The organism is Maribacter polysaccharolyticus (genome assembly GCF_028882255.1).
Lineage (GTDB): Bacteria > Bacteroidota > Bacteroidia > Flavobacteriales > Flavobacteriaceae > Maribacter_A > Maribacter_A polysaccharolyticus.
The window spans coordinates 163,968-185,969 of the sequence record NZ_JARBUY010000002.1 but is presented as its reverse complement, the minus strand read 5'-3'; the positions used below and the strand labels follow the sequence as shown (position 1 = coordinate 185,969).

General features: G+C 42.9%; 20 protein-coding genes. 9 read left to right on the top strand and 11 right to left on the bottom strand.

What is annotated here, in order from left to right:
- Window positions 1-22 precede the first annotated feature (22 nt).
- The gene (gene obgE, locus PHU20_RS06760) at window positions 23-1,024 is read right to left on the bottom strand and encodes a GTPase ObgE (protein WP_274824598.1); all 1,002 of its coding nucleotides are present in this window, start codon (window positions 1,022-1,024) and stop codon (window positions 23-25) included.
- 120 nt (window positions 1,025-1,144) lie between these two features.
- Window positions 1,145-2,251 (bottom strand): adenylate kinase, encoded by a 1,107-nt coding sequence (locus tag PHU20_RS06755; protein WP_274825172.1) that lies wholly within the window; start codon window positions 2,249-2,251, stop codon window positions 1,145-1,147.
- Between the two features lie 138 nt (window positions 2,252-2,389).
- Between PHU20_RS06755 and PHU20_RS06750 the strand changes: the two genes are divergently transcribed.
- The 3 genes from PHU20_RS06750 to PHU20_RS06740 all read left to right on the top strand — a co-directional run bounded on the left by PHU20_RS06750 (window position 2,390) and on the right by PHU20_RS06740 (window position 6,497).
- Window positions 2,390-3,553: a 5-(carboxyamino)imidazole ribonucleotide synthase gene (locus PHU20_RS06750; RefSeq protein ID WP_274824597.1), complete on the top strand. Its 1,164-nt coding sequence runs from the start codon at window positions 2,390-2,392 to the stop codon at window positions 3,551-3,553.
- Window positions 3,554-3,603: 50 nt separating this feature from the next.
- Window positions 3,604-4,095, top strand: a complete 492-nt coding sequence (gene purE, locus PHU20_RS06745) for a 5-(carboxyamino)imidazole ribonucleotide mutase (RefSeq protein ID WP_274824596.1) — start codon at window positions 3,604-3,606, stop codon at window positions 4,093-4,095.
- Between the two features lie 383 nt (window positions 4,096-4,478).
- The gene (locus tag PHU20_RS06740; protein ID WP_274824595.1) at window positions 4,479-6,497 is read left to right on the top strand and encodes a M3 family metallopeptidase; all 2,019 of its coding nucleotides are present in this window, start codon (window positions 4,479-4,481) and stop codon (window positions 6,495-6,497) included.
- 240 nt (window positions 6,498-6,737) lie between these two features.
- Here PHU20_RS06740 and PHU20_RS06735 read toward each other — a convergent pair whose 3' ends face one another.
- A complete protein-coding gene (locus tag PHU20_RS06735) occupies window positions 6,738-7,094 on the bottom strand; it encodes a rhodanese-like domain-containing protein (protein WP_274824594.1) in 357 nt (118 codons plus the stop codon).
- A gap of 73 nt (window positions 7,095-7,167) precedes the next feature.
- On the opposite strand from PHU20_RS06735, the gene PHU20_RS06730 reads away from it, so the two are divergent.
- Together PHU20_RS06730 and PHU20_RS06725 are read left to right on the top strand one after the other, a co-directional pair.
- Window positions 7,168-7,722, top strand: coding sequence for a sigma-70 family RNA polymerase sigma factor (locus tag PHU20_RS06730; RefSeq protein ID WP_274824593.1), 555 nt, complete (start codon window positions 7,168-7,170; stop codon window positions 7,720-7,722).
- Between the two features lies 1 nt (window position 7,723).
- Window positions 7,724-7,951 carry a hypothetical protein gene (locus tag PHU20_RS06725; RefSeq protein WP_274824592.1) on the top strand — a complete coding sequence of 76 codons (228 nt, stop codon included), beginning with the start codon at window positions 7,724-7,726 and terminating at the stop codon, window positions 7,949-7,951.
- Here the strand turns inward: PHU20_RS06725 and PHU20_RS06720 are convergent.
- On the bottom strand, window positions 7,948-8,763 hold the full coding sequence (locus tag PHU20_RS06720; protein WP_274824591.1) for a hypothetical protein: 816 nt from the start codon (window positions 8,761-8,763) through the stop codon (window positions 7,948-7,950). The genes PHU20_RS06725 and PHU20_RS06720 overlap by 4 nt on opposite strands.
- Window positions 8,764-8,898: 135 nt before the next feature.
- On the opposite strand from PHU20_RS06720, the gene gcvP reads away from it, so the two are divergent.
- The 4 genes from gcvP (at window position 8,899) to PHU20_RS06700 (ending at window position 14,507) form a co-directional block, all read left to right on the top strand.
- On the top strand, window positions 8,899-11,754 hold the full coding sequence (gene gcvP / locus PHU20_RS06715; RefSeq protein WP_274824590.1) for an aminomethyl-transferring glycine dehydrogenase: 2,856 nt from the start codon (window positions 8,899-8,901) through the stop codon (window positions 11,752-11,754).
- 159 nt (window positions 11,755-11,913) lie between these two features.
- The gene (locus PHU20_RS06710) at window positions 11,914-12,972 is read left to right on the top strand and encodes a 3-oxoacyl-ACP synthase III family protein (RefSeq protein ID WP_274824589.1); all 1,059 of its coding nucleotides are present in this window, start codon (window positions 11,914-11,916) and stop codon (window positions 12,970-12,972) included.
- A gap of 132 nt (window positions 12,973-13,104) precedes the next feature.
- Complete coding sequence (locus tag PHU20_RS06705) at window positions 13,105-13,629, top strand: class I SAM-dependent methyltransferase (RefSeq protein ID WP_274824588.1); 525 nt, start codon at window positions 13,105-13,107, stop codon at window positions 13,627-13,629.
- A gap of 17 nt (window positions 13,630-13,646) precedes the next feature.
- Window positions 13,647-14,507: a glycosyltransferase family 2 protein gene (locus PHU20_RS06700; protein ID WP_274824587.1), complete on the top strand. Its 861-nt coding sequence runs from the start codon at window positions 13,647-13,649 to the stop codon at window positions 14,505-14,507.
- A 58-nt stretch (window positions 14,508-14,565) separates the two neighbouring features.
- Here the strand turns inward: PHU20_RS06700 and PHU20_RS06695 are convergent, their stop codons facing one another.
- From PHU20_RS06695 to PHU20_RS06665, 7 genes are all read right to left on the bottom strand, one after another.
- Complete coding sequence (locus tag PHU20_RS06695) at window positions 14,566-15,075, bottom strand: OmpH/Skp family outer membrane protein (RefSeq protein ID WP_274824586.1); 510 nt, start codon at window positions 15,073-15,075, stop codon at window positions 14,566-14,568.
- A 25-nt stretch (window positions 15,076-15,100) separates the two neighbouring features.
- Window positions 15,101-16,009 (bottom strand): OmpH/Skp family outer membrane protein, encoded by a 909-nt coding sequence (locus tag PHU20_RS06690; protein WP_274824585.1) that lies wholly within the window; start codon window positions 16,007-16,009, stop codon window positions 15,101-15,103.
- 89 nt (window positions 16,010-16,098) lie between these two features.
- A complete protein-coding gene (locus PHU20_RS06685; RefSeq protein ID WP_274824584.1) occupies window positions 16,099-18,696 on the bottom strand; it encodes a BamA/OMP85 family outer membrane protein in 2,598 nt (865 codons plus the stop codon).
- A 4-nt stretch (window positions 18,697-18,700) separates the two neighbouring features.
- The gene (locus tag PHU20_RS06680; RefSeq protein WP_274824583.1) at window positions 18,701-19,441 is read right to left on the bottom strand and encodes an isoprenyl transferase; all 741 of its coding nucleotides are present in this window, start codon (window positions 19,439-19,441) and stop codon (window positions 18,701-18,703) included.
- A 6-nt stretch (window positions 19,442-19,447) separates the two neighbouring features.
- Complete coding sequence (gene porG, locus PHU20_RS06675) at window positions 19,448-20,143, bottom strand: type IX secretion system protein PorG (protein ID WP_274824582.1); 696 nt, start codon at window positions 20,141-20,143, stop codon at window positions 19,448-19,450.
- A gap of 128 nt (window positions 20,144-20,271) precedes the next feature.
- On the bottom strand, window positions 20,272-21,153 hold the full coding sequence (locus tag PHU20_RS06670) for an NAD kinase (RefSeq protein ID WP_274824581.1): 882 nt from the start codon (window positions 21,151-21,153) through the stop codon (window positions 20,272-20,274).
- A 139-nt stretch (window positions 21,154-21,292) separates the two neighbouring features.
- The gene (locus PHU20_RS06665; RefSeq protein ID WP_274824580.1) at window positions 21,293-21,949 is read right to left on the bottom strand and encodes a CBS domain-containing protein; all 657 of its coding nucleotides are present in this window, start codon (window positions 21,947-21,949) and stop codon (window positions 21,293-21,295) included.
- Window positions 21,950-22,002: the final 53 nt, after the last annotated feature.

The window sequence follows — 22,002 nt, the reverse complement described above, 5'->3', positions numbered from 1 at the left end:
TTAGAACCGTCCCATTTTTCGATTAACTGTTGAGCATCTTCCAAAGTCTATCTTTCAGTTCGATGATTCCAAACTGGGATACAGAGGAAATGAACATATAGGGGATATCCTTGAAATCCTTATCGAGCTCAATTTTCATCTCATCCATCAATTCCGCATCGAGCATGTCACTTTTTGAGATGGCGACCAATCGTTCTTTATCCAAGAGTTCCGGATTGTACCTACGGAGTTCATCCAATAGGATTTCATATTCCTTACTGATATCCTTACTATCGGCCGGAATCAGAAACAACAACATCGAATTGCGTTCGATATGCCTAAGGAAATAATGGCCGAGACCTTTCCCTTCCGCAGCCCCCTCGATAATACCGGGAATATCGGCCATGACAAAACTCTGGAAACCACGATATTCGACAATGCCCAAATTGGGTTTGAGCGTAGTAAATTCATAATCCGCTATTTTGGGCTTGGCCGACGTTATGGCTGCCAATAAGGTTGATTTACCTGCATTGGGAAATCCGACCAAACCGACATCGGCCAAGACTTTCAATTCAAGGATAACATCGATTTCCTGCCCTTTTATCCCAGGCTGGGCATAACGGGGCGTTTGGTTCGTAGCCGATTTAAAATGCCAGTTACCACGACCTCCCATACCCCCTTCGGCAAGGATCCTTTCTTCCCCGTCTTCGGTAATTTCGAACAGGATCTCGTTGGTCTCACTGTTGCGGAACACGGTTCCCAAAGGAACATCCATATAGACATCCTCACCATCGGCCCCGGTACTTCTGTTCTTACTACCATGACCACCATGACCTGCCTTGAAATGACGTTGAAACTTAAAGCCCACCAAGGTCCATAAATTCTTGTTCCCGCGAACGATCACATGTCCGCCACGGCCACCATCACCCCCATCAGGACCCCCTTTGGTAATGTATTTTTCCCGATGCAAATGCACGGAACCCTTACCTCCATTACCAGAGTTGGCATGGATCTTAACGTAATCAACAAAATTACCTTCGGTCATCCTTAACTATATTTATCTTGTATTGATCGGTGCTGAAGATATTCCTGCACGTCAAATTGGCCCATTCCTTATCCTTTTCGAAAGCCCCTTGGTATAAGACAAGTAACTTTTGACGGACAATTACAATTCCTCGATCACCTTGGCCAAACGACGGGTAATATCCTCGATTTCCCCTATACCGTTAACACTATGGAATTTTCCTTGGCTTTCATAATAGGCCTGTAATGGAGCCGTTTTTTGATTGTACTCCTCAAAACGATTCCTTATTTTGGACTCATCTTGATCATCGGTCCTACCACTGACCTTACCACGTTCCAAAAGACGCTGTATCAATACCTCATCATTGGCATCCAAAGCGAGCGTGGCGTCTATTTTCATGTCCTTGGTACGTAAAAATTCATCCAAGGCCTTTGCTTGTGCCACGGTTCTTGGAAAACCATCAAAAATAAAACCACTTGCATCCGAATGTTTTTCAACCTCATCCTGCAGCATTTTTATAGTGACCTCATCGGGAACCAAATCGCCTTTATCCATATAGGATTTGGCCAAATTGCCCAACTCGGTGCTATTTTTGATGTTGTAACGAAAAACATCCCCCGTTGAAATATGTTTTAAATTATATTGCTCTTTCAAGAACGCTGCTTGGGTACCTTTTCCGGCTCCAGGTTTACCGAAAAGAACTAGATTGATCATATGTTTTTGATTTAATTGGTATACTTCTCTCAGGTTACGCCCCAACTCATCGTAATCAAGTCCGTACCCTACTATAAACTTATCCGGGATATCGATACCTACATAATCTATTGCATATTCCCCATTATACACCTCGGACTTATAAAACAAGCTCGCGACCTTATATTCCTTTACATTGGTATTGTTGAAAAGGTGGATCAATTCCTTTAAGGTACGGCCAGAATCTATGATATCTTCCAGGATGATCACACTCTTGCCTTCCAAATTATCAGGTATATCCAACAAGGTCTCAACAATTCCCGTAGAGGTCAAGCCCTGATAGGAACTTAATTTTATGAACGAAACTTCACAGGCATACGGATATTCCTTTAAGAAATCGGCAACGAACATAAAGCATCCGTTAAGCACCCCCACAAAAACGGGCACTTCATCCTTGTAATCAGCAGCCACTTTTTGGGCGATCGATTTTACGGCAGCGAGAATCTGTTCCTCCCGCAGAAAAGGCTTAAAGTATTTATCGTGTAGTTTTATCAAGGGTCTTGTTTTATATAAGGTGTCAAAGATACCATTTTGATTTCTCTTTTTGAATGTCAACCCCACAGTTTTGAGAATTCGATGTATTTTTGTTGCAGTTTTCCGTCGAACATGAACCTGAAGCACTCGTAACAACACATGGATTATTTTTCTTCTGACTTTAAATTGGGAATTTTAGGCGGTGGTCAATTGGGCAAAATGATGCTCTATGAAACCCGCAAATTCGACATCCATACCAAAGTGATGGATGCTTCCAAAGATGCGCCATCGCGGATTGCCTGCAATGATTTCACTATAGGCGACCTTCTCGATTTTGATGCCGTCTATAATTTCGGCAAACAGGTCGATGTACTTACCATTGAAATCGAAAATGTAAATACAGCGGCCCTTGAAAAGTTGGAACAGGAAGGCATAAAAGTATATCCGCCGACCAAGGCACTTCACATTATACAGAACAAGGCCAAACAAAAGTTGTTCTATATCGACAATGATATCCCGACGGCCCCGTTCTCCCGTTTTGCGTATGCCAGTGAAATCAAGGAAAGCATAGAACATGAAAGCTTGGATTTTCCTTTTGTATGGAAAAGTGCCCAATTCGGATATGACGGCCAAGGGGTCAAAATCATCCGCAGCATCGACGACCTTGAAGGACTGCCTCCCGGCGAATGCATAACCGAGAAAATGATACCGTTCAAACATGAACTTGCGGTCATCGTTGCCCGAAGTGCAAAAGGGGAAGTCATTACATATCCCGTGGTTGAGATGGAATTCCACCCGGAAGCCAATCAAGTGGAATATGTCATATGCCCAGCCCGAATCGATGAAAAAGTTGCTCAAAAAGCTCGGGAAATCGCATTGAAAGTTTCCGATCGTATCCAACATGTCGGACTATTGGCCGTGGAAATGTTCCAGACCCATGAAGATGAGATCCTTGTAAACGAAGTGGCCCCAAGACCCCATAATAGTGGACATTATAGTATTGAGGCCAGTTACACCAATCAATTTGAACAACACATACGTGCCATACTGAACCTACCCTTGGGCAATACCGAAAGCAAAGTCGCCGGAATCATGGTGAATTTGGTAGGCGCCGAAGGCCATACAGGGGATGTGGTCTATCAAAATATCGAGGAAATTTTACAATTGGATGGGGTTACGCCCCATATTTATGGAAAAAGACAAACCAGGCCGTTTCGAAAAATGGGGCATGTGACCATTGTAAACAAAGATCTGGACCAAGCCCGTAAAATTGCACAACAAGTAAAGGAAACGATAAAAGTAATAGCGCGAACTGCGCAATAAACAAAATCAAAACCCCTATCCTGAAGGATTTTGATTCTAAACAGAACATCATGAGCAAAGTAGCCATAGTCATGGGAAGCACAAGCGACCTGCCGGTAATGCAAGATGCCATTGCCATTTTAAAAGGATTCGATATTGAGGTCGAGGTCGACATCGTATCGGCCCACCGCACGCCCGAAAAACTTTTCGATTTCAGTAAAAATGCCCATAAGAACGGTATTTCGGTCATCATCGCAGGTGCCGGAGGGGCAGCCCACCTACCGGGAATGGTGGCCTCGATGTCCCCACTCCCCGTTATCGGAGTCCCTGTCAAAAGCAGCAATTCGATAGATGGATGGGATTCCGTTTTATCCATTCTTCAAATGCCCGGAGGTGTCCCCGTGGCAACGGTCGCGTTGAACGGAGCTAAAAACGCCGGTATACTGGCCGCACAGATCATCGGTAGTTCCGATAAATGCGTGCTCGACAAGATCATCCTGTATAAAGAAGGTTTAAAACAAAAAGTGATCGAAGGGGCGAAAGAAGTAAGGAACATCAAATAGAAAAGCAACGCGGATATTCAACGATAAAATCGAACAAAACCTGCTTCAAGCATGAACATTCCGACCATCATATGCAGTCTTTTTGCTCTTTTTTCAATCGTATTGCTAGCCGTTTACAAGAAAGGCTTTAAAAGGCCCCACTTAAAAAGCCTTTATAGGGGTGCATTCGGTTTCCTTGCGATCTACCTCGTGATCCAGATTTCCGTTTTTATAAGATGGGAGTTTTTCCTGGAAAACAAAATTTCGGATACTGCCCGTAATTTCAGCTTTATCACGGGAGCCGTATTCGCTTTATCAATCACTTTACCATTTCTTGTTATCGACCTAATCAGCACTTATTTTAAACACCAAAAATCTAACAACACGTCAATACATTAATTTCTATGAGCAACCCACTTCTTCAGTCTTTTGATAGGGCACCCTTTTCAAAAATAAAAAACGAACATTTTAAACCGGCATTCTTACAGGCCATCGAAGATGCGCGTGCAGAAATCGATGCGATTACCGAAAACAGTGACGCCCCGACCTTTGAAAACACCATCGAAGCCTTGGAATTTTCGGGACAACAGTTGGATCGGATCTCCAGTGTATTCTTTAATTTGAATTCCGCGGAAACGAACGAGGAAATACAGAAAATCGCCCAAGAAGTATCCCCTTTGCTGTCCGAATTCAGTAATGACATTACTTTGAACCAGGCGCTTTTCAAGAGGATCAAGGCCGTTTACGAACAAAAAGACGCTCTTGCCCTCACCGTGGAGCAAGACACCCTGCTCGACAAAAAATATAAGAGTTTTAGCCGAAATGGTGCCAATTTGCCCGATGACAAAAAGAAACGCTTGCGCGAGATCGACACCGAACTTTCGAAACTGAAATTAAAGTTCGGCGAAAATGTTTTGGCCGAAACCAACGCATTCGAGATGCACCTTACCGACGAAAAAGACCTGGATGGACTCCCAGAGGGCGAAAAAGAGGCAGCGGCCCAAATGGCCAAATCAAAGAACAAGGAAGGTTGGTTGGTCACTTTGGACTACCCCAGCTATATCCCCTTTATGAAATATGCAAAAAACAGGGAATTGCGAAAAAAGCTTTCCATGGCCTTCGGCAGCAAGGGGTTTTATCAAAATGAACTCGACAATCAGGAAAACGTACTTAAGATCGCCAATCTTCGCCATGAAAGGGCCGTACTACTGGGTTATGAAACACATGCGCATTTTGTACTGGAAGAGCGCATGGCCGAAACCCCGGAAAAGGTCCATGAGTTTTTGAACGAACTTTTGGAAAAAGCAAAACCCGCGGCAGAACGGGAGTTTAAGGAATTGGAAGATTTTGCCAAAGACCTCGACGGCATAGATCGGCTACAAAAATGGGACGGTTCTTATTATGCCGAAAAATTAAAGCAGAAACTTTTTGATCTGGATGACGAAAAGTTAAAGCCTTATTTTAAATTGGAAAACGTCATCGACGGGGTTTTTAAGGTTGCCGGGGAATTGTTCGGCCTCCGATTTAACGAAGTCTTTGACATCGACACCTACAACGAAGAGGTGAAAACCTTCAGGGTAACCGACGAAAAAGGAAACTTCATCTCGTTGTTCTATGCCGATTTTCACCCTAGGTCAGGAAAACGCGGGGGTGCTTGGATGACCTCTTACAAACCACAATATGTGAAGAATGGGGAAAACGTTCGCCCACACATCTCCAATGTTTGCAATTTTACCCGTTCCACCCCGAGCAAACCCTCTTTATTGACCTTCAATGAAGTGACCACATTGTTCCATGAATTCGGTCATGGCCTACATGGCATGCTGGCCAACACCACCTACCCCAGCTTATCGGGCACATCGGTCTATTGGGACTTTGTTGAACTGCCCAGTCAGGTAATGGAGAATTGGTGTTACGAAAAAGAGGCCTTGGAACTTTTTGCCAAACATTACGATACGGGTGAAACCATCCCTATGGAACTGATCACTAAAATAAAGGAGTCCTCCACCTTTCATGAAGGCATGGCCACATTACGCCAGTTGAGTTTTGGACTTTTGGACATGTCATGGCACGGCGCTGACCCTTCGGGCATCAAAGACGTAAAAAGCCATGAAACCGAAGCTTTCAAAGGAACACAACTCTATCCTGACACCCCGGAAACCTGTATGAGTACGGCATTTTCACATATTTTCCAAGGGGGCTACTCCTCTGGTTATTACAGCTATAAATGGGCAGAAGTCTTAGATGCGGACGCCTTTGCCTATTTTAAGGAAAAAGGGATTTTCAATAAAGAGATCGCATCCAAATTCAAGGACAACATACTTTCAAAAGGCGGAACCGAAAAACCTATGGTCCTGTATAAACGCTTTAGGGGCGCGGAACCCAAGGTAGAAGCTTTATTGAAAAGAGCGGGATTGTTATAAACCTGACCGTACACCAACGAAAAAGACAGTCTGGTTTAGGGTTCAATTCCCACGCAAGGGAATATACCTTATCGGAACATCGGTTCCTTGGCACTGCCCAGGGAACCGATATAACCGCACCAAGTACCATCACCTTCCCAAATAGCCACATGCCCATGGGAACGAAACAGAAAACCCGGACAAAAGTTCCTTATCAAACCTGATACGCAAAAAAAAGGGCTAGCGAATTATCATCCCCACTTATTCATTTGCAGCCTTGTAGGCCAGATAACCTCCCTTTAGGTTATACACGTTCAAATACCCCAAGGAATCCAGGAATTTGGTGGCACTGGCACTACGTCTTCCGCTACGACAATACAGGTAAATGGTTTTATCCTTGTCTATTTTTTCAAATTCGGACATAAAACCATCGCCCATCCAATCAATATTCAAGGCATTTTCCAAATGACCTTCTTCGAATTCCTTCGGCGTCCTGACATCCACCAAAACAATACCATCCATTGCCGTCTGTGGAATTTCGGTGATATCCTTTTCCTTGATCCCTGAACAACCCGAATTCATAACCAGCAGTATTCCAATCAATAACATAAACCTCATAATAAAACCACTTTTATTTAAAAATACGTATAATCTTTAAATTTAATCTATTTTTGGAACCAGTAATAAATTCATGGAACAACATCAATTACATCCTGACACCTGGGTAGACAACTATGCGGATTATCTTTTCAATTATGCCGTAGCCAGGATCAATGACGCGGAAATCGCCAAGGATTTGGTGCAGGAAACCTTTTTCGCAGGATTAAAATCAGCATCCAATTACAAGGGTACCGCTGCCGAACGCACATGGCTTATCGCCATCCTAAAAAGAAAAGTGATCGATTATTATCGCAAGATCAACTCCAATAAAGGCAAAGCCGAGGTACGTATGGGCTACAGCAGCCAAATCGACGCTGATGGGGATTGGCTAGAAGAACAGGTTGCCGATCCCTTGAGCATCCTTGAGAACGATGATATCGAAAACGAGGAACTGGGATTGACCATTCAAGAATGCATTTCAAAATTACCGAAAAAACAGGCTATGGTCTTTTCAATGAAGACCATTCAGGGAATGGATACCGAGGACATCTGTAAAGAACTGGGAATAAACCCGTCTAATCTTTGGGTAATGATCCACAGGGCCAGAACCGCTTTAATGGACTGTCTTAATAAAAATTGGTTTTAATATGATTTCGTGTGAAGAAGCAGCAATAATCTGCAATAAGGAACAATACAAAGAGGCGACTTTTTTCGAAAAGATCAAATTGATACTGCATTTAATGGTATGTAAGACCTGTTCCAAATTCTCAAAACAGAACTCCCAACTGACCTCACTTTGCGACAAAGCACCTTTACGTGCCATTCCGGAAAAAGAAAAGGTAAAAATGAAAAAGGAACTTCAGGAAAAAATTTAGAACCAGTACACCATGGCCCAAATCAACCCTCCCCATAACATAGGTACGGCCTCGACCCAAAAAGAGGAATAATATTTGGACTGATTGCGCTTGGTTGCCAATATCAGTCCACCCAAAACCAGAGAAAGCATCCCCTTGGAAATCAATTCCAAATCCGTCACGAAATCCTTTGCATACGTAAGCCCCAAAAAGAGGATTACAATAAAAATCCCGAAAATCTTGGCCCGAAATACCCCAAAACGCTGGGGAATGGTATTTAAATCAGGGGCATCATAGGCAAGATCCCTTATCTCAAAAGGGATCAACAAAGCCAACACCAACAATATCCGTTGTACCACTTCGACCCAAACATCCCACACCAGTACCTTTTGCATTTCCACCAAAGGCAAAACAACGGTTATCCCGGCCCATACCATGGCCACCATGAAAACCTTTAGTCCGCCGAGACTCCTTAAATTCCGGGCATTCGGCAAAACCGGAAGCGCGTAAAGACCGGTCAACCCAGTTAAGATAAGAATGACCCCCCATGAAGCCATGCCCAAGAACCAACCATGGTAACAGGTAAGGAAAAAACAAACAAAACTAAAGAATTGGATATTTTTATGGTAACGGCTCCCTACTAAAAGGTACTTTTTGGCTTCCACCCCATATTTGATGAAATTATAATTGACGATCGTCCCAAAAAAAATAAAATAGCCCAAATGGCCCTTTAAGGGAATATCAAAAAAAAGGGCGGTGACCATTGACAAGGAAACCACTGCCAAAGACACATGTATACTGGCATCCAAATAAAAATCGAACAGTCGTTTCATGGTGTTCATCGGGCAAAAGTAACCAAACTGTTTATAACCCTTTGATTTGGTTAAAAACTTTAGTCCATTACATGGGCAATCCGCTTAAATACCTTGGATTAAATCCCTAATTTTGCCCATCAAAATTCAGTACCTATGAGAACCGATTTGTTTGCTTCACGCCACATTGGAATCAATGAAGGAGACCTTGAGCAAATGCTCCAAACCGTAAAGGCCGGGAGTCTGGACCAAATAATTACAGAAACCATTCCTTCTGACATACGGTTGGCAAAACCCCTAGCACTACCAAAGGCGATGAGCGAACATGAGTTCCTTTCGCACATCAAGGAACTATCTTTAAAAAACAAGCTTTACAAGTCTTATATAGGGTTGGGATATCACGAATCGATCACCCCTTCCGTTATCCAAAGGAATATTTTGGAGAATCCGGGTTGGTATACGGCTTACACCCCTTACCAAGCCGAAATTGCCCAAGGCCGTTTGGAGGCCCTTTTGAACTTCCAGACCATGGTCATTGATTTGACCGGGATGGAACTGGCCAATGCCTCCCTCCTGGACGAAAGTACCGCTGCCGCAGAGGCCATGTCGATGTTATTCGAAGTACGAACCAGACCACAAAAGAAAGATGGAATCGCAAAGTTCTTCGTATCCGACGAAGTCTTACCCCAGACCATATCCCTTTTACAAACCCGATCCAAACCCCTCGGCATAGAATTGGTCATCGGTAATGATGAAGAATTCGAATTTGGAAATGACTTTTTTGGGGCATTGTTGCAATATCCGGGAAAATATGGGGAGGTTAAGGATTATGCCACTTTCGTAGCCAAGGCCAAGGAAAACGAAATTAAAGTGGCGGTCGCTGCCGATATCCTAAGTTTGGTTTTATTAACGCCTCCAGGGGAGTTCGGTGTCGATGTGGTTGTAGGTACCACCCAACGATTTGGCATTCCATTGGGATATGGAGGGCCACATGCGGCTTTCTTTGCCACCAAAGAGCAGTACAAAAGAAATATCCCCGGTAGGATAATCGGGATCACGAAAGATGCCGACGGACAACCGGCATTGCGTATGGCCCTACAGACCAGGGAACAACACATAAAAAGGGACAAGGCTACTTCGAATATCTGTACGGCCCAAGTACTTTTGGCCGTAATGGCAGGAATGTATGCGGTATACCATGGACCACAAGGGTTAAAATACATTGCCGATAAAATACACAACCTAACAAGAACGTTAAGTGAAGCGTTTGCGAATTTAGGATTTGAACAGTTGAATACCATATATTTCGACACCCTTAAAATCAATGTCCCCCATGCGGAAACCCTTAAGGATATTACGGCGGACAGGGGCATCAATTTTAATTATATCGACGATCAAACCGTATCGATTTCAATAAACGAAGCTACCGAAGTCTCCGATTTGGATACGATTCTTTCCTGCTTTACCGAGTTGAAAAGTACAGTCGAAAACGGTTCCATAAAGGAACCGGTGAATGAAGTGATTCCGTACACCCTGTCCCGTAAATCGCCATTTCTTGAAAATGAGGTTTTCAATACATACCATTCAGAAACCGAATTGATGCGTTATATCAAAAAATTGGAACGCAAAGACCTATCGTTGAACCACTCCATGATCTCCTTGGGCTCATGTACCATGAAATTGAACGCGGCCACTGAAATGTTACCGCTAAGTTGGGCCGAATGGGGCAACATACATCCTTTTGTACCTTTAGATCAAGCCGAAGGCTATCAAGAAGTACTTCGGGGTCTCGAAAAAGACCTAACAACGATTACCGGTTTTGCAGGTACCTCTTTACAACCCAATTCCGGTGCACAAGGGGAATATGCCGGATTGATGCTGATTCGTGCCTATCATAAATCGCGAAACGAAGAACACCGCAACATTTGTCTTATCCCGGCTTCGGCCCATGGTACCAATCCCGCTTCAGCCGTTATGGCAGGGATGAAGGTCGTTGTAACCAAAACCGATGAAAGGGGAAATATCGATATTGTTGACTTGGAGGAAAAAGCCAAATTACATTCCGATAACCTTGCGGCTTTAATGGTCACCTATCCGTCTACACATGGCGTATTCGAATCCTCAATAAAGCATATTACCAAGATCATACACGAACATGGCGGCCAAGTATATATGGATGGGGCCAATATGAACGCCCAAGTAGGGCTTACCAACCCTGCCACGATCGGGGCCGACGTTTGCCATTTGAATCTACATAAGACCTTTGCCATTCCCCATGGCGGTGGTGGCCCCGGAGTAGGTCCTATTTGCGTTGCCGAGCAATTAAAACCATTCTTGCCCGGGAATCCATTGGTAAAGACCGGGGGCACCAATGCCATTACCGCTATTTCAGGAGCCCCTTGGGGCAGCTCCCTCGTGTGCCTGATCTCCTATGCGTATATAAAAATGCTAGGGGAACAAGGGTTGACCCACAGCACCAAAATGGCCATCTTGAATGCCAATTATATCAAAGAACGGTTAAGTGGAAATTACGAAGTACTCTATACCGGGGAAAATGGCCGGGCAGCCCATGAGATGATCATAGATTGCCGACCTTTCAAACAAAACGGCATTGAAGTCACCGATATAGCCAAACGTTTGATGGACTATGGTTTTCATGCACCCACGGTATCATTTCCGGTTGCAGGAACCTTGATGATCGAACCCACCGAAAGCGAAAGCAAAGCGGAATTGGATCGTTTTTGCGACGCCTTGATCTCGATACGCAAAGAGATCGACAGGGCCGTTGACAACCCGACGGACAACCCGCTGAAAAACGCACCCCATACCATGTCGATGTTGACAAGTGAGCACTGGGATTTCCCATACAGCAGACAAGAAGCGGTCTTTCCTTTGCCCTACGTATCGGACAACAAGTTTTGGCCAACGGTAAGAAGGGTCGATGACGCCTATGGAGATCGTAATCTTATTTGCAGTTGCACCCCCATTGAAGCGTATATGGAATATAAATAACATTACAAACCCCCATAAACTCGAGCCTTTTGACCCAGTTTTAAGTCAATTGTTTATTAATTTATATATATTGAATTATCTTGAACATCGTATTGTTACCCTTTTTTAAACCCCTAAAAATTCGGGGATTGGGTAATTTGCATAAAATTTTCAGCACCAATGAGCATAGCGATTACCGGAACAGGGTCTTTTAGACCAACAACCATCATTGAAAACTCAGATTTCGAAAAGAACACTTTCTTGAACACCGATGGATCTTCCATCGAAGGTCCGAACGAAGTCATTATAGAAAAATTCAAATCGATTACGGGTATTGGCCAAAGACGTTACGCTAAAAAAGAGATGAACACCTCTGACCTTGGGTACTTAGCCGCAGAAAAGGCCATTGAAAATGCAGGCATAGATAAAGAAACCTTGGACTATATCATATTTGCCCATAATTTCGGCGATGTGTCCCTTGGAAAAATCCAAGGCGATACGCTTCCCAGTCTTGCAACACGTGTAAAACACAGATTGGGCATCAAAAATCCAAAATGTGTCGCTTATGATGTGCTTTTTGGCTGTCCTGGATGGATCGAAGGGGTCATACAAGCCAATGCGTTCATCAAAGCCGGAATGGCAAAAAAATGTTTGGTCATCGGAGCGGATACCCTTTCCAGGGTCGTTGATGATTATGACCGGGACACGATGCTATATGCCGATGGCGCAGGTGCCGCCATTATCGAGGAAACCGAAGGCAAAGGACAATTCCTCAACCATGAGACCGCAACTTATGCCAATGATGAGGCCTTTTATCTGTTTTTTGGCGAATCGTACAACAAAGACCTTGATGAGGATAGGCGTTACATAAAAATGTACGGCCGAAAAATTTATGAATTCGCCATCTCACACGTACCCCAAGCCATGAAGGAATGCTTGGACAAAACGGGAAGGGACATTTCCGAAGTCAAAAAAATATTCATCCATCAAGCCAATGAAAAAATGGATGAGGCCATATTAAAACGGTTTTACAGATTATACAAGCTCAAAACCCCTAAAGGTATTATGCCGATGACCATTGGGCGATTGGGAAACAGCTCTGTGGCCACCATCCCTACACTTTACGATAAGGTAAGAAAAGGGAACATAGAAGGCCATAACATTGAAAAAGGCGATTTGGTCCTATTTGCCAGTGTTGGCGCCGGTATGAACATCAATGCCATGGTATACGAGGTATAACGGACTTCGAATTAATCCCAATTAAAGAATTGCAGAGGTATCGGGTAATGCCTCTGCATATTTTTTTAACTTCGTACCCCATATACAAAGATTGACCCCGATTGTGGGGCCATACCATACGACCTAGTTTAAATGTACGAAAAGACTTTTCCAAATAAGCGATTTGAGAATACCCTGGCTTTTTTACAGAAGCATATCACTACAGATGAAACGATCTTGGATTTAGGCGTAGAAAACCCCTTTTCCAAAATCATGAAAGAAACGGGATATACGGTAGCAAATACCCAAGGTGAGGATTTAGATCTGGATTTCACCAACATTACCGATACCCCTACCGATGTCGTTACGGCTTTTGAGATATTCGAACATCTTATAGCACCCTTTAATGTGCTACGTGAAATAAAGGCAAAGAAACTGGTAGCCAGCATTCCCTTGCGATTGTGGTTCGCCCCTGCCTACCAGAGTAAAACAGACCCTTGGGACAGGCATTTTCATGAATTTGAGGATTGGCAATTCGATTGGCTATTGGAAAAAGCCGGATGGAAGATCATTGACCGTGCCAAATGGAGCAATCCCGTTAAGAAAATAGGCATTAGACCCCTCCTACGCAGCTTTACCCCAAGATACTATATCGTATATGCAGAGCGAACAGCTTAAAAGCCTAATTGATTTTAATGGAATACTATATCGTCATACCCGCCCATAATGAGGAAGCATTTTTGGAGGAAACCTTAAGGTCCATTACCACACAAACCCTTCTTCCCAAAAAAGCGATCATCGTAAATGACCATTCTACCGATGGCACGGAGAATATCATAGACCGATACTGCAACACCCATGGTTTTTTCACCAAACTGAACACCAGTTCTTCCGATGAACATCTTCCAGGGAGCAAAGTGATCAATGCCTTTCGAAAAGGCCATGATCTGTTGGATGATTCCTATGATTTCATTGTAAAACTCGATGCCGACCTTATACTCCCTGAAAACTATTTTGAAACGATCGCCAAGGTATTCCAACAAGACCCGAAAATAGGTTTGGCCGGTGGGTTCGTTTATGAGCTCGATGCAAACAACCTATGGACCCTTAACCACCCCATGGACAAAAAACACGTTAGAGGAGCCTTTAAGGCCTACACCAAGGCGTGTTTTAAAGCCATAGGCGGACTTAAAAATAAAATGGGCTGGGATACCATGGATGAGTTACTCACCCAATACCACGGTTTTGACATCAAAACAATAGCGGGGTTAAAGGTAAAACACCTACGCCCAACGGGAAAAGCCTATAACGCCAAAGCAAAACTGATGCAGGGCGAAGCTATGTACGCCATGGATTATGGATTTTGGCTTGCCCTGATCGCTTCCTCCAAAATGGCCTTTAAACAGAAAAATCCAAAAATCCTCTACCACAACATGAAAGGCTTTTTTAAGGCCAAAGGGGAACAACTGCCCAAAATGGTCTCACCGGAAGAAGGAATCTTTATACGCCAATTGAGATGGAGGGGAATTAAGAAAAAACTCATCGGCCGTAAATAAAAAAAACCACTCCGATGCGCGCATCGGAGTGGTTTTTTTTATTGTTCCTTAGGGTACCTTAGAAGCCCAATTCCTTTTTGACCTCAGGAAGAATGTCCTTGCCTTTCGCCACGATCAATCCACCCCCTGCTTGAGCATCGATTACGTAGTCATACCCAAGGGCCGCAGCCACTTTTTCAATGGCAGCCTTTGCTTTTTCCGAGATAGGAGCGAACAATTCAGCTTGTTTCTTTTGAAGCTCTTGCTGTGCATTTTGTTGTGCCTCACCAATGTTCTTTTCGAACACTTGTAATTCCTGGGCCCGTTTTTGGTTCTCCTCTTCAGATTTGGAAGAAGACTCATTTGAATACTGGGTATATTTGTTCTTCAATTCGGTCATAGAACTTTCAATATCGGCCCTGTACGTTTCTTGCAACTTCTTCAATTCGGCTTCAGCCGATTTCATTTCAGGCATTTGGGACAAAAGTTGCGTAACATCTATATGTGCAATTTTACTTTGGGCTTGAACAAAACTTGTCGCCGCAACAAACAACACCAAGGCAACTACTATTTTCTTTACTTCTTTCATGATTGCTAATTAAAATATTTGAGTATTAATTTAAGTTAATGATATTCGTATCAATTATTTGGTTTCCCGTTTCTTCTTCGGTATTCTCTTTATTTTCGGTTTCTTCGTTCTCTTCCGTATCCTCTTCCTCGGACTCCTTATTCCGCTCTTCTTCCTGCGCTTTCTTTTTCGCCTCCCTTTCTTCTAGGAGTTTCTTCCTTCTTTCATCATAGGCTTTCTTCCGCTCTTCCCTGATCTTCAACTGTTCGGCCTTTTTCTCCGCCGCCGTTTGCTCTCTGGCTTCTTCGGCCTGTTTCGCCAATTCCAATCTTTCTTTCAAGGCATCGCTCACCTCTTCTTCCCCAGCTTCCCCATCATCTTCGAAATTCGACAATCTATCATTTGTCTTTTTCGGTTTGCTTATTTTTCTTGTCCTGGCAATACCCCGCAAAACCAACTCACTGATATCATGTCTTTTTTCGGAATACAACATTACAACATCCGCAGATTTATCAAAAATAAAATCATACTTTTTATTGGCCCCTATCTTTTGTACTTCATTAAAGACCTGATCTTGGATCGGCTGGATCAAACGCCTTTTCTGCATAACCAAATCCCCTTGCGGACCAAAACGATCTTGTTGGTATTCGATCATCTCTTTTTCCAGGATCTGTATCTCCTCCTCACGTTCTTCGATCAACTCAACGGTCAAAAGTACTTTTTCGGCCATTAGATCCTTCTTCATTTGAGCAATCACACTCTGCCTTTGCTCTATCTCCACTTTCCATTTTTGCACCTTGTTCTCCAACTGTTCGGTGGCATCGCGATATTCCTCTACATTCTCCAAAATGTATTCCATATCCACATAGGCCATTCGAACTCCCCGTTGGGCCAAAGTTCGGGCTCCACCTAACATGATTGCCACTAGTAAGAGAACTTTTATTTTTGGTTTCATTATTATTCCGTTTTAATACATAGAAAATATCGTGCCAAAAATACTAAAACTTTTAAAATGAATGATTTAGCAATGGTCCGATTCTTAAATTAAAACTGTTGGCCGATAATGAAGTGTGTTTGCCATCCACTTGGCCCTGAAGAACTTGAACTGTAACTTTGGTCAAATCCATAACCGAAATCAATTCCCAGCAAACCAAACGCAGGCATAAATATTCGCAGCCCCACTCCAGCCGATCGTTTTATTTCAAACGGATTAAAATCCTGAAAATTGTTGAAACCATTACCCCCTTCTAAAAATGCCAGGCCATAGATCGAGGCTGAAGGTTTCAAAGTAAGTGGATATCGCAGTTCCATGGAAAATTTATTATAAATCAAGGCCCCGTCAACCGAACCGGAATCGGAATTTACCGGGGTCAATGCCTGCTCATCATAACCTCGCAGCTGAACGACATCCCTTCCATCCAAGGTATAATTCCCCATACCGTCACCCCCAATATAGAAACGCTCAAAAGGCACATCACCTACCGAACTGTTATAACTTCCAAGAAAACCAAATTCGGCATTGGTCCTAAGAACCAAATCCCCAACAAGGGTCGTATACCAATCCCCTTTGAATTTTACCTTATAATATTCCAACCATCTGAATCGTTCCTGATCCACTTCTTCCAAACGATCCGACTCCTCGCTGCTTAGCCCCTCCGTATAACTCAATTCGGTAAGTTCCTCACTTTCTTCCTTCAACTCCCTATAATCCTTATTACTGAATAAGGAATATGGCGGGGTAAATTTACCCGTTATCTCAAAATTGGAACCTCCCCTTGGAAATATGGTGCCTCCCAAGGTAGCATTCCTGGAAATACCCAAGGTATAGGAAATGGCATTGGAACTTCCGTTTCCAAAGTTGAACAAGCCCAAGTTGTAATCGTTGAATTCATATCGCTGGTATCCCAACGAATGGGAAACCACGAAGTAATCATCGGGCCATTGAACTTTTTTGGCCAATCCGGCAGAGACTCCCGTAATCGAGAATCCACGATCCTTATCCACCTCTATCGTCCCCGAACTTGAATAGCTCGAGCTGAACTGTTTGGTTTGGGACAATGACAAATTGAAACGGACCGGTTTTTTACCGCCCAACCACGGCTCTGAAAAGTTCAAACTATACACCCTATAGGATTTACTGGCCTGCACACGTACGGCAAAACTCTGACCATCACCCATAGGTACCGGTTTATAAGCTTCCTTATTGAATATATTCCGCAATGAAAAATTACTGAACGAAAGACCTAAAGTTCCGATGAAACCTCCACCGCCATAACCCCCTTGGAGTTCTATTTGGCTCGAGCCCGATTCCACAAGGCTATATTCCAAATCGACAGTACCTTCATTGGGCTTTGGGTTTATGATGTCTGGTTGGATCTGCTCGGCATCGAAGAAACCAAGTTGACCCAACTCACGGATACTCCTGATAATATCCGATTTACTATACTTTTGACCAGGACGGGTACGTAATTCCCTGAAAATAACGTGATCATTGGTTTTACTGTTCCCATTGATCGTCACATGATCCAAAAAGGTCTCTTTACCTTCGACAATCCGAATCTCAAAATTGATCGTGTCATTTTCCGCCGAAACCTCTACCGGGTTGATGCTTGAAAAAAGATATCCATTGTTTTGGTATAGACTGGTTACATCATTGGCATCCGGTTTGGTATCATCGGCAATACGCTCACGCAAGAGTACCCCGTTATAGGTAGACCCTTTCTTGATTCCCAAAACCCTACTCAATATATGGTCGGGATACACACTGTTACCCACAAAATCGATATCCCCGAAATAATATTTGTTTCCTTCTTCTACCTTGATCTTTATCTTGATATTATCTTCATCCACATTAATGATGGTATCGGAAAGTATACGGGCATCCCTGTACCCATTTTCGGCATATTTATCGACCAAGAGGGTTAGGTCGTCCTCATAATCATCCTCAATGTACTTGGATTTTTTCCAAAACCGACCCAATTGCTTTTTCTTGGTATTCTTTAAGGCCTTAAGTAATTTTTTGGCCTTCATCTTTTCATTCCCCTCTAAAACGATATCCTTTATTTTTACCTTGTCCCCTTTATCAACGTTTACGACCATACTACGCGCATTGGTGGCCGAAGTATCGACCGCCGTGATGATATTGACTTTGGCGTTCAAGTATCCTTTCTTCTTGAATTGGTTCTGAATGTAATTCTTACTATTGGCGATAAGACTTTCGGTAATCTTCTTCCCCCTCTTAAGATCGGTATCCTTTAAGATCTCTTCGACCTTCCTTTCCTTTACCCCGTTCATTTTAACTTTGGACAAAGTAGGACGTTCGATAATGTGCAATTCGAGGAAAACCTTTTCGTCTTGGACATCGGTGACATAAAAGTCGATGTCGGTGAAAAGTTCCAATCCCCAAAGTTTATTGATAATCGCGCTGATCTGCTCCCCTGGCAAGGTAATTGGTTGACCTACCCGCAGACCGGTATAGGTTTTTACCGTCTGCTCATTATAACTTTGGAGCCCTGTAACCTCAAGGCCGCCTAAGATATATTTTTTACCATCTTCATAAGATACATCTTGTGCCGAGGTAATTGTTACGATAAAAAGTAATAAGAAAGTGATCAGTGGTTCAAGGGACATGAACCTTTTCATATCGCTAGTTGAGTTGTTCGCTAGTTTTTCCAAATCTTCGTTCTCTGTTCTGGTAATCTATTATAGCCTTTACTAAATGATGCTCTTTAAAATCTGGCCAAAATACATCTATGAAATATAATTCCGCGTATGCTATTTGCCATAATAAAAAATTACTTATCCGGTGTTCTCCACTAGTTCGGATAAGCAAGTCTACATCTGGCAAATTGTGCGTGTAAAGATGGTTATTAATAATGGTTTCGTCAATATTTTCGGGAGAAATTATATTATTTTTAACTTTGGTCGCAATCTGTTTAACGGCGTGCAACATTTCGTCCCGAGCCCCGTAACTAAGTGCCAAAGTCAGGGTCATACCCGTGTTTTCCTTGGTTTTTTCCATTACCTCCAAAAGTTCTTGATAGGCATTTTTCGGCAAGGCTTTAATATCCCCTATGGTATTGAACCGTACGTTATTCTTGTTGAACGTCTCAAGTTCCTTTTTCAGGGAGTTGACCAAAAGCCTCATTAAGGTATCTATCTCGAATTTAGGTCGGTTCCAATTTTCCGTAGAAAAGGTATACAGGGTAAGATAGTCGAGACCTATCTTTACACTACTCTCAACGGTTCGCCTTACGGTCGTAACCCCATTCTCATGGCCAAAAACCCTTAGTTTGCCTTTTTTTTTGGCCCACCTACCATTACCATCCATGATAATGGCGATATGCCTAGGCATTTTTTGGTCATCGATTTCTTCAATTGTTTCCATTTTATTTTACTCAAAACAATCGGAACATGGTTTCCTACCAAAGGTATAGGTTAAGGTTACCCCGGAGAAAACGTACCAATCATCACTAAAAATATTCCCAAAATCAACATCCAATTGTTGATTGATATTCGACTTTTCAGGATTACTGGCATCCAAATTATCCGTAAAGGTATATCTCGCCCCCACTTCTGCCCCAATAACCAAGAACTGATTCAATCTCATTTTAACCCCTACGATCATAGGAATGGCCAAAGAGCCATCTTTTTGATCAAGACTCAACTGTTGCCCCGCATCGATATAATCATAATCATACCTGAAATAGGTAAACCCCGTGTAGAGGTAAGGCGTAAAAGCCGGACCTATTTTATGCAGATTATATTCCACGAAGTTAAACTCCAAACCTGCCGAAGCCTCAAAAATGGAGTTGTCCACTACATATCCCCTTTGTTGCCTGGCAGCCATATCGGATTTTGAATCGTCGGCCGTAAATTTACCATAAATTAAACTAGCACGCCAAGCATATCTTTTACTTTTATTCCATTTGAACAATCCCCCAAAGGCCACATCCGAAGGTGCTATGAAAGTTGTCCTACCCACATCGCCGATATTATTGGCGCCACCGACAAAAGCCCCGATTTCATAAGTTTGTGCACTTAGCGCCACACAAAGAAAGAAAAGCATTGAAAAAAAGTAATACTTCATAAATTCTACAAAGTTTGCAAATTTACACCAAATTATGATCTAAACCTCAATTGGATAATATGCATGTTCCCACATGATAAACAACATTTGAAGCTAAATATTGTTTTCCAATGCTTGTTTTACTTGGGTCAATTACGCTTATCTTCCCCCCACAACAATTTATTACGAAGGGTTTTCAAAAAGCTTTCCGAAGTATACTCAATCATATTAATGGTAAAGTTCGCTTTTCTCACCTCAATATCGGTACCATTGGCCACGGTCGCAATACGGGAATCCAACGATACAAGGTGTTGGTCCTCCCTACCCGAAACCTTTAACCGTATTATCGTATCGTCCGATATGACCAACGGCCTGGCATTGAGGTTATGCGGTGCAATAGGGGTCAACACCAATGATTTTGCCGTAGGAACGATTACCGGGCCACCGCAACTCAACGAATAACCCGTGGAACCCGTAGGGGTCGAAATGATCAAGCCATCGGCCCAGTACGATGTCAGATACTCCCCATTAAGATAGGTTTCTATCGTGATCATGGAAGTCGTATCCTTTCTACTTATGGCGATTTCGTTCAATGCAAAATTGAGACCGCCGATCTCCTCTTCCTTGACCCCTTCCCTAACTTCGACCAGACTTCTTTCCACGATGGTATATTCCCCCTGTAAAAATGCCTGAACCACTTTTCGGACGTCCTCTTTCTTAAAGGTGGAAAGAAATCCCAACCTACCCGTATTCACCCCTACGATAGGTATTCCCAAATCACGCACAAAAGTAGTTGCCCTTAGGATGGTACCATCGCCCCCAAAACTGACGAACATATCAAAAGAACGATCAAGACCTTGGGTTTCGTTATAAGCCCCATAACTCCCGACATCCAAACTTTGGGACAAATGTTCTTTAAAACGTTCTTCAATGGCGACCGTTGCCGAATGCTTCTTAAGCTCATCCAGGAGTTCCCCCACATATCCCAAGACATCAGTATGATACACCTGTCCGTAAATGGCAACTTTCATTTCTTTTTGTTTATTGGATTTTCGACAATCAGACCTATCGTTGTGCAAATATAAGTATCCCTATCGAGTAGCCTTTTGTTTTCAATAGGTGTTTATTGAAATTTTCGATTTCCAGGGCAGACGGCCCCGATTGTTACCGTTATACGTTCAGATACTTGTCCAGATAGTCCGACCTTTGTTTTAAGTCATCAATGAACCGATCATCGACATTCCCGAAAATGATGTTATAATCATATCGTCTGAACGTCTGCAGAACCTCGGTCATGTTATTTCCACTTATCTTAATCGTAATCTGCACTTCTTCATTGTTCATTTCCGAAATGAACCCCCCTATGAACTTACTATTGTTACTTTCAACGATCTGTACGATTTCACTGAACGAATAACCCTTGATTTCCTTGGCGATGACCAAGATACCTCCAGGCTCCGTAAAAAAGGGCATCTCGATAAAAACCCCCACGATATCGGTAATATCATAATATCCTAGCACTTCGTTCTTATCACCCAGAACAGGAACCAAGTTGGCCTCATTCCTGGCAAAGGCCTCAAGCACATCGAACCAGCTCGTATCTTTACGGACAAAAAACGATTCCAGGTTATATTTAAAATCCTCTATTTTCTTGTCTACACTAAAGTGCTCCAGATCATTTTCACTGAACACGCCCAAAAACTGCCCCTCATTCATTATGGCAACATGGGAATACGTGTTCTCCATAAAAAATTGGACCAATTTCTCCAAAGGCTCCTTGACCTCAAAGACGGGTATCGTTGTAATAATGTGTGTTTGAATCCTCATAGCTTAAAATAATACGCAAAATACTAATTAAATACATCAAAAGGCATGCCTAT

Bases quoted from the DNA above. Each gene is read 5' to 3' on its own strand.
- obgE (WP_274824598.1), bottom strand. From the start codon at position 1,024: ATGACCGAAGGTAATTTTGTTGATTACGTTAAGATCCATGCCAACTCT.
- PHU20_RS06750 (WP_274824597.1), top strand. From the start codon at position 2,390: ATGGATTATTTTTCTTCTGACTTTAAATTGGGAATTTTAGGCGGTGGT.
- purE (WP_274824596.1), top strand. From the start codon at position 3,604: ATGAGCAAAGTAGCCATAGTCATGGGAAGCACAAGCGACCTGCCGGTA.
- PHU20_RS06740 (WP_274824595.1), top strand. From the start codon at position 4,479: ATGAGCAACCCACTTCTTCAGTCTTTTGATAGGGCACCCTTTTCAAAA.
- PHU20_RS06735 (WP_274824594.1), bottom strand. From the start codon at position 7,094: ATGAGGTTTATGTTATTGATTGGAATACTGCTGGTTATGAATTCGGGT.
- PHU20_RS06730 (WP_274824593.1), top strand. From the start codon at position 7,168: ATGGAACAACATCAATTACATCCTGACACCTGGGTAGACAACTATGCG.
- PHU20_RS06725 (WP_274824592.1), top strand. From the start codon at position 7,724: ATGATTTCGTGTGAAGAAGCAGCAATAATCTGCAATAAGGAACAATAC.
- PHU20_RS06720 (WP_274824591.1), bottom strand. From the start codon at position 8,763: ATGAAACGACTGTTCGATTTTTATTTGGATGCCAGTATACATGTGTCT.
- gcvP (WP_274824590.1), top strand. From the start codon at position 8,899: ATGAGAACCGATTTGTTTGCTTCACGCCACATTGGAATCAATGAAGGA.
- PHU20_RS06710 (WP_274824589.1), top strand. From the start codon at position 11,914: ATGAGCATAGCGATTACCGGAACAGGGTCTTTTAGACCAACAACCATC.
- PHU20_RS06705 (WP_274824588.1), top strand. From the start codon at position 13,105: ATGTACGAAAAGACTTTTCCAAATAAGCGATTTGAGAATACCCTGGCT.
- PHU20_RS06700 (WP_274824587.1), top strand. From the start codon at position 13,647: ATGGAATACTATATCGTCATACCCGCCCATAATGAGGAAGCATTTTTG.
- PHU20_RS06695 (WP_274824586.1), bottom strand. From the start codon at position 15,075: ATGAAAGAAGTAAAGAAAATAGTAGTTGCCTTGGTGTTGTTTGTTGCG.
- PHU20_RS06690 (WP_274824585.1), bottom strand. From the start codon at position 16,009: ATGAAACCAAAAATAAAAGTTCTCTTACTAGTGGCAATCATGTTAGGT.
- PHU20_RS06685 (WP_274824584.1), bottom strand. From the start codon at position 18,696: ATGAAAAGGTTCATGTCCCTTGAACCACTGATCACTTTCTTATTACTT.
- PHU20_RS06680 (WP_274824583.1), bottom strand. From the start codon at position 19,441: ATGGAAACAATTGAAGAAATCGATGACCAAAAAATGCCTAGGCATATC.
- porG (WP_274824582.1), bottom strand. From the start codon at position 20,143: ATGAAGTATTACTTTTTTTCAATGCTTTTCTTTCTTTGTGTGGCGCTA.
- PHU20_RS06670 (WP_274824581.1), bottom strand. From the start codon at position 21,153: ATGAAAGTTGCCATTTACGGACAGGTGTATCATACTGATGTCTTGGGA.
- PHU20_RS06665 (WP_274824580.1), bottom strand. From the start codon at position 21,949: ATGAGGATTCAAACACACATTATTACAACGATACCCGTCTTTGAGGTC.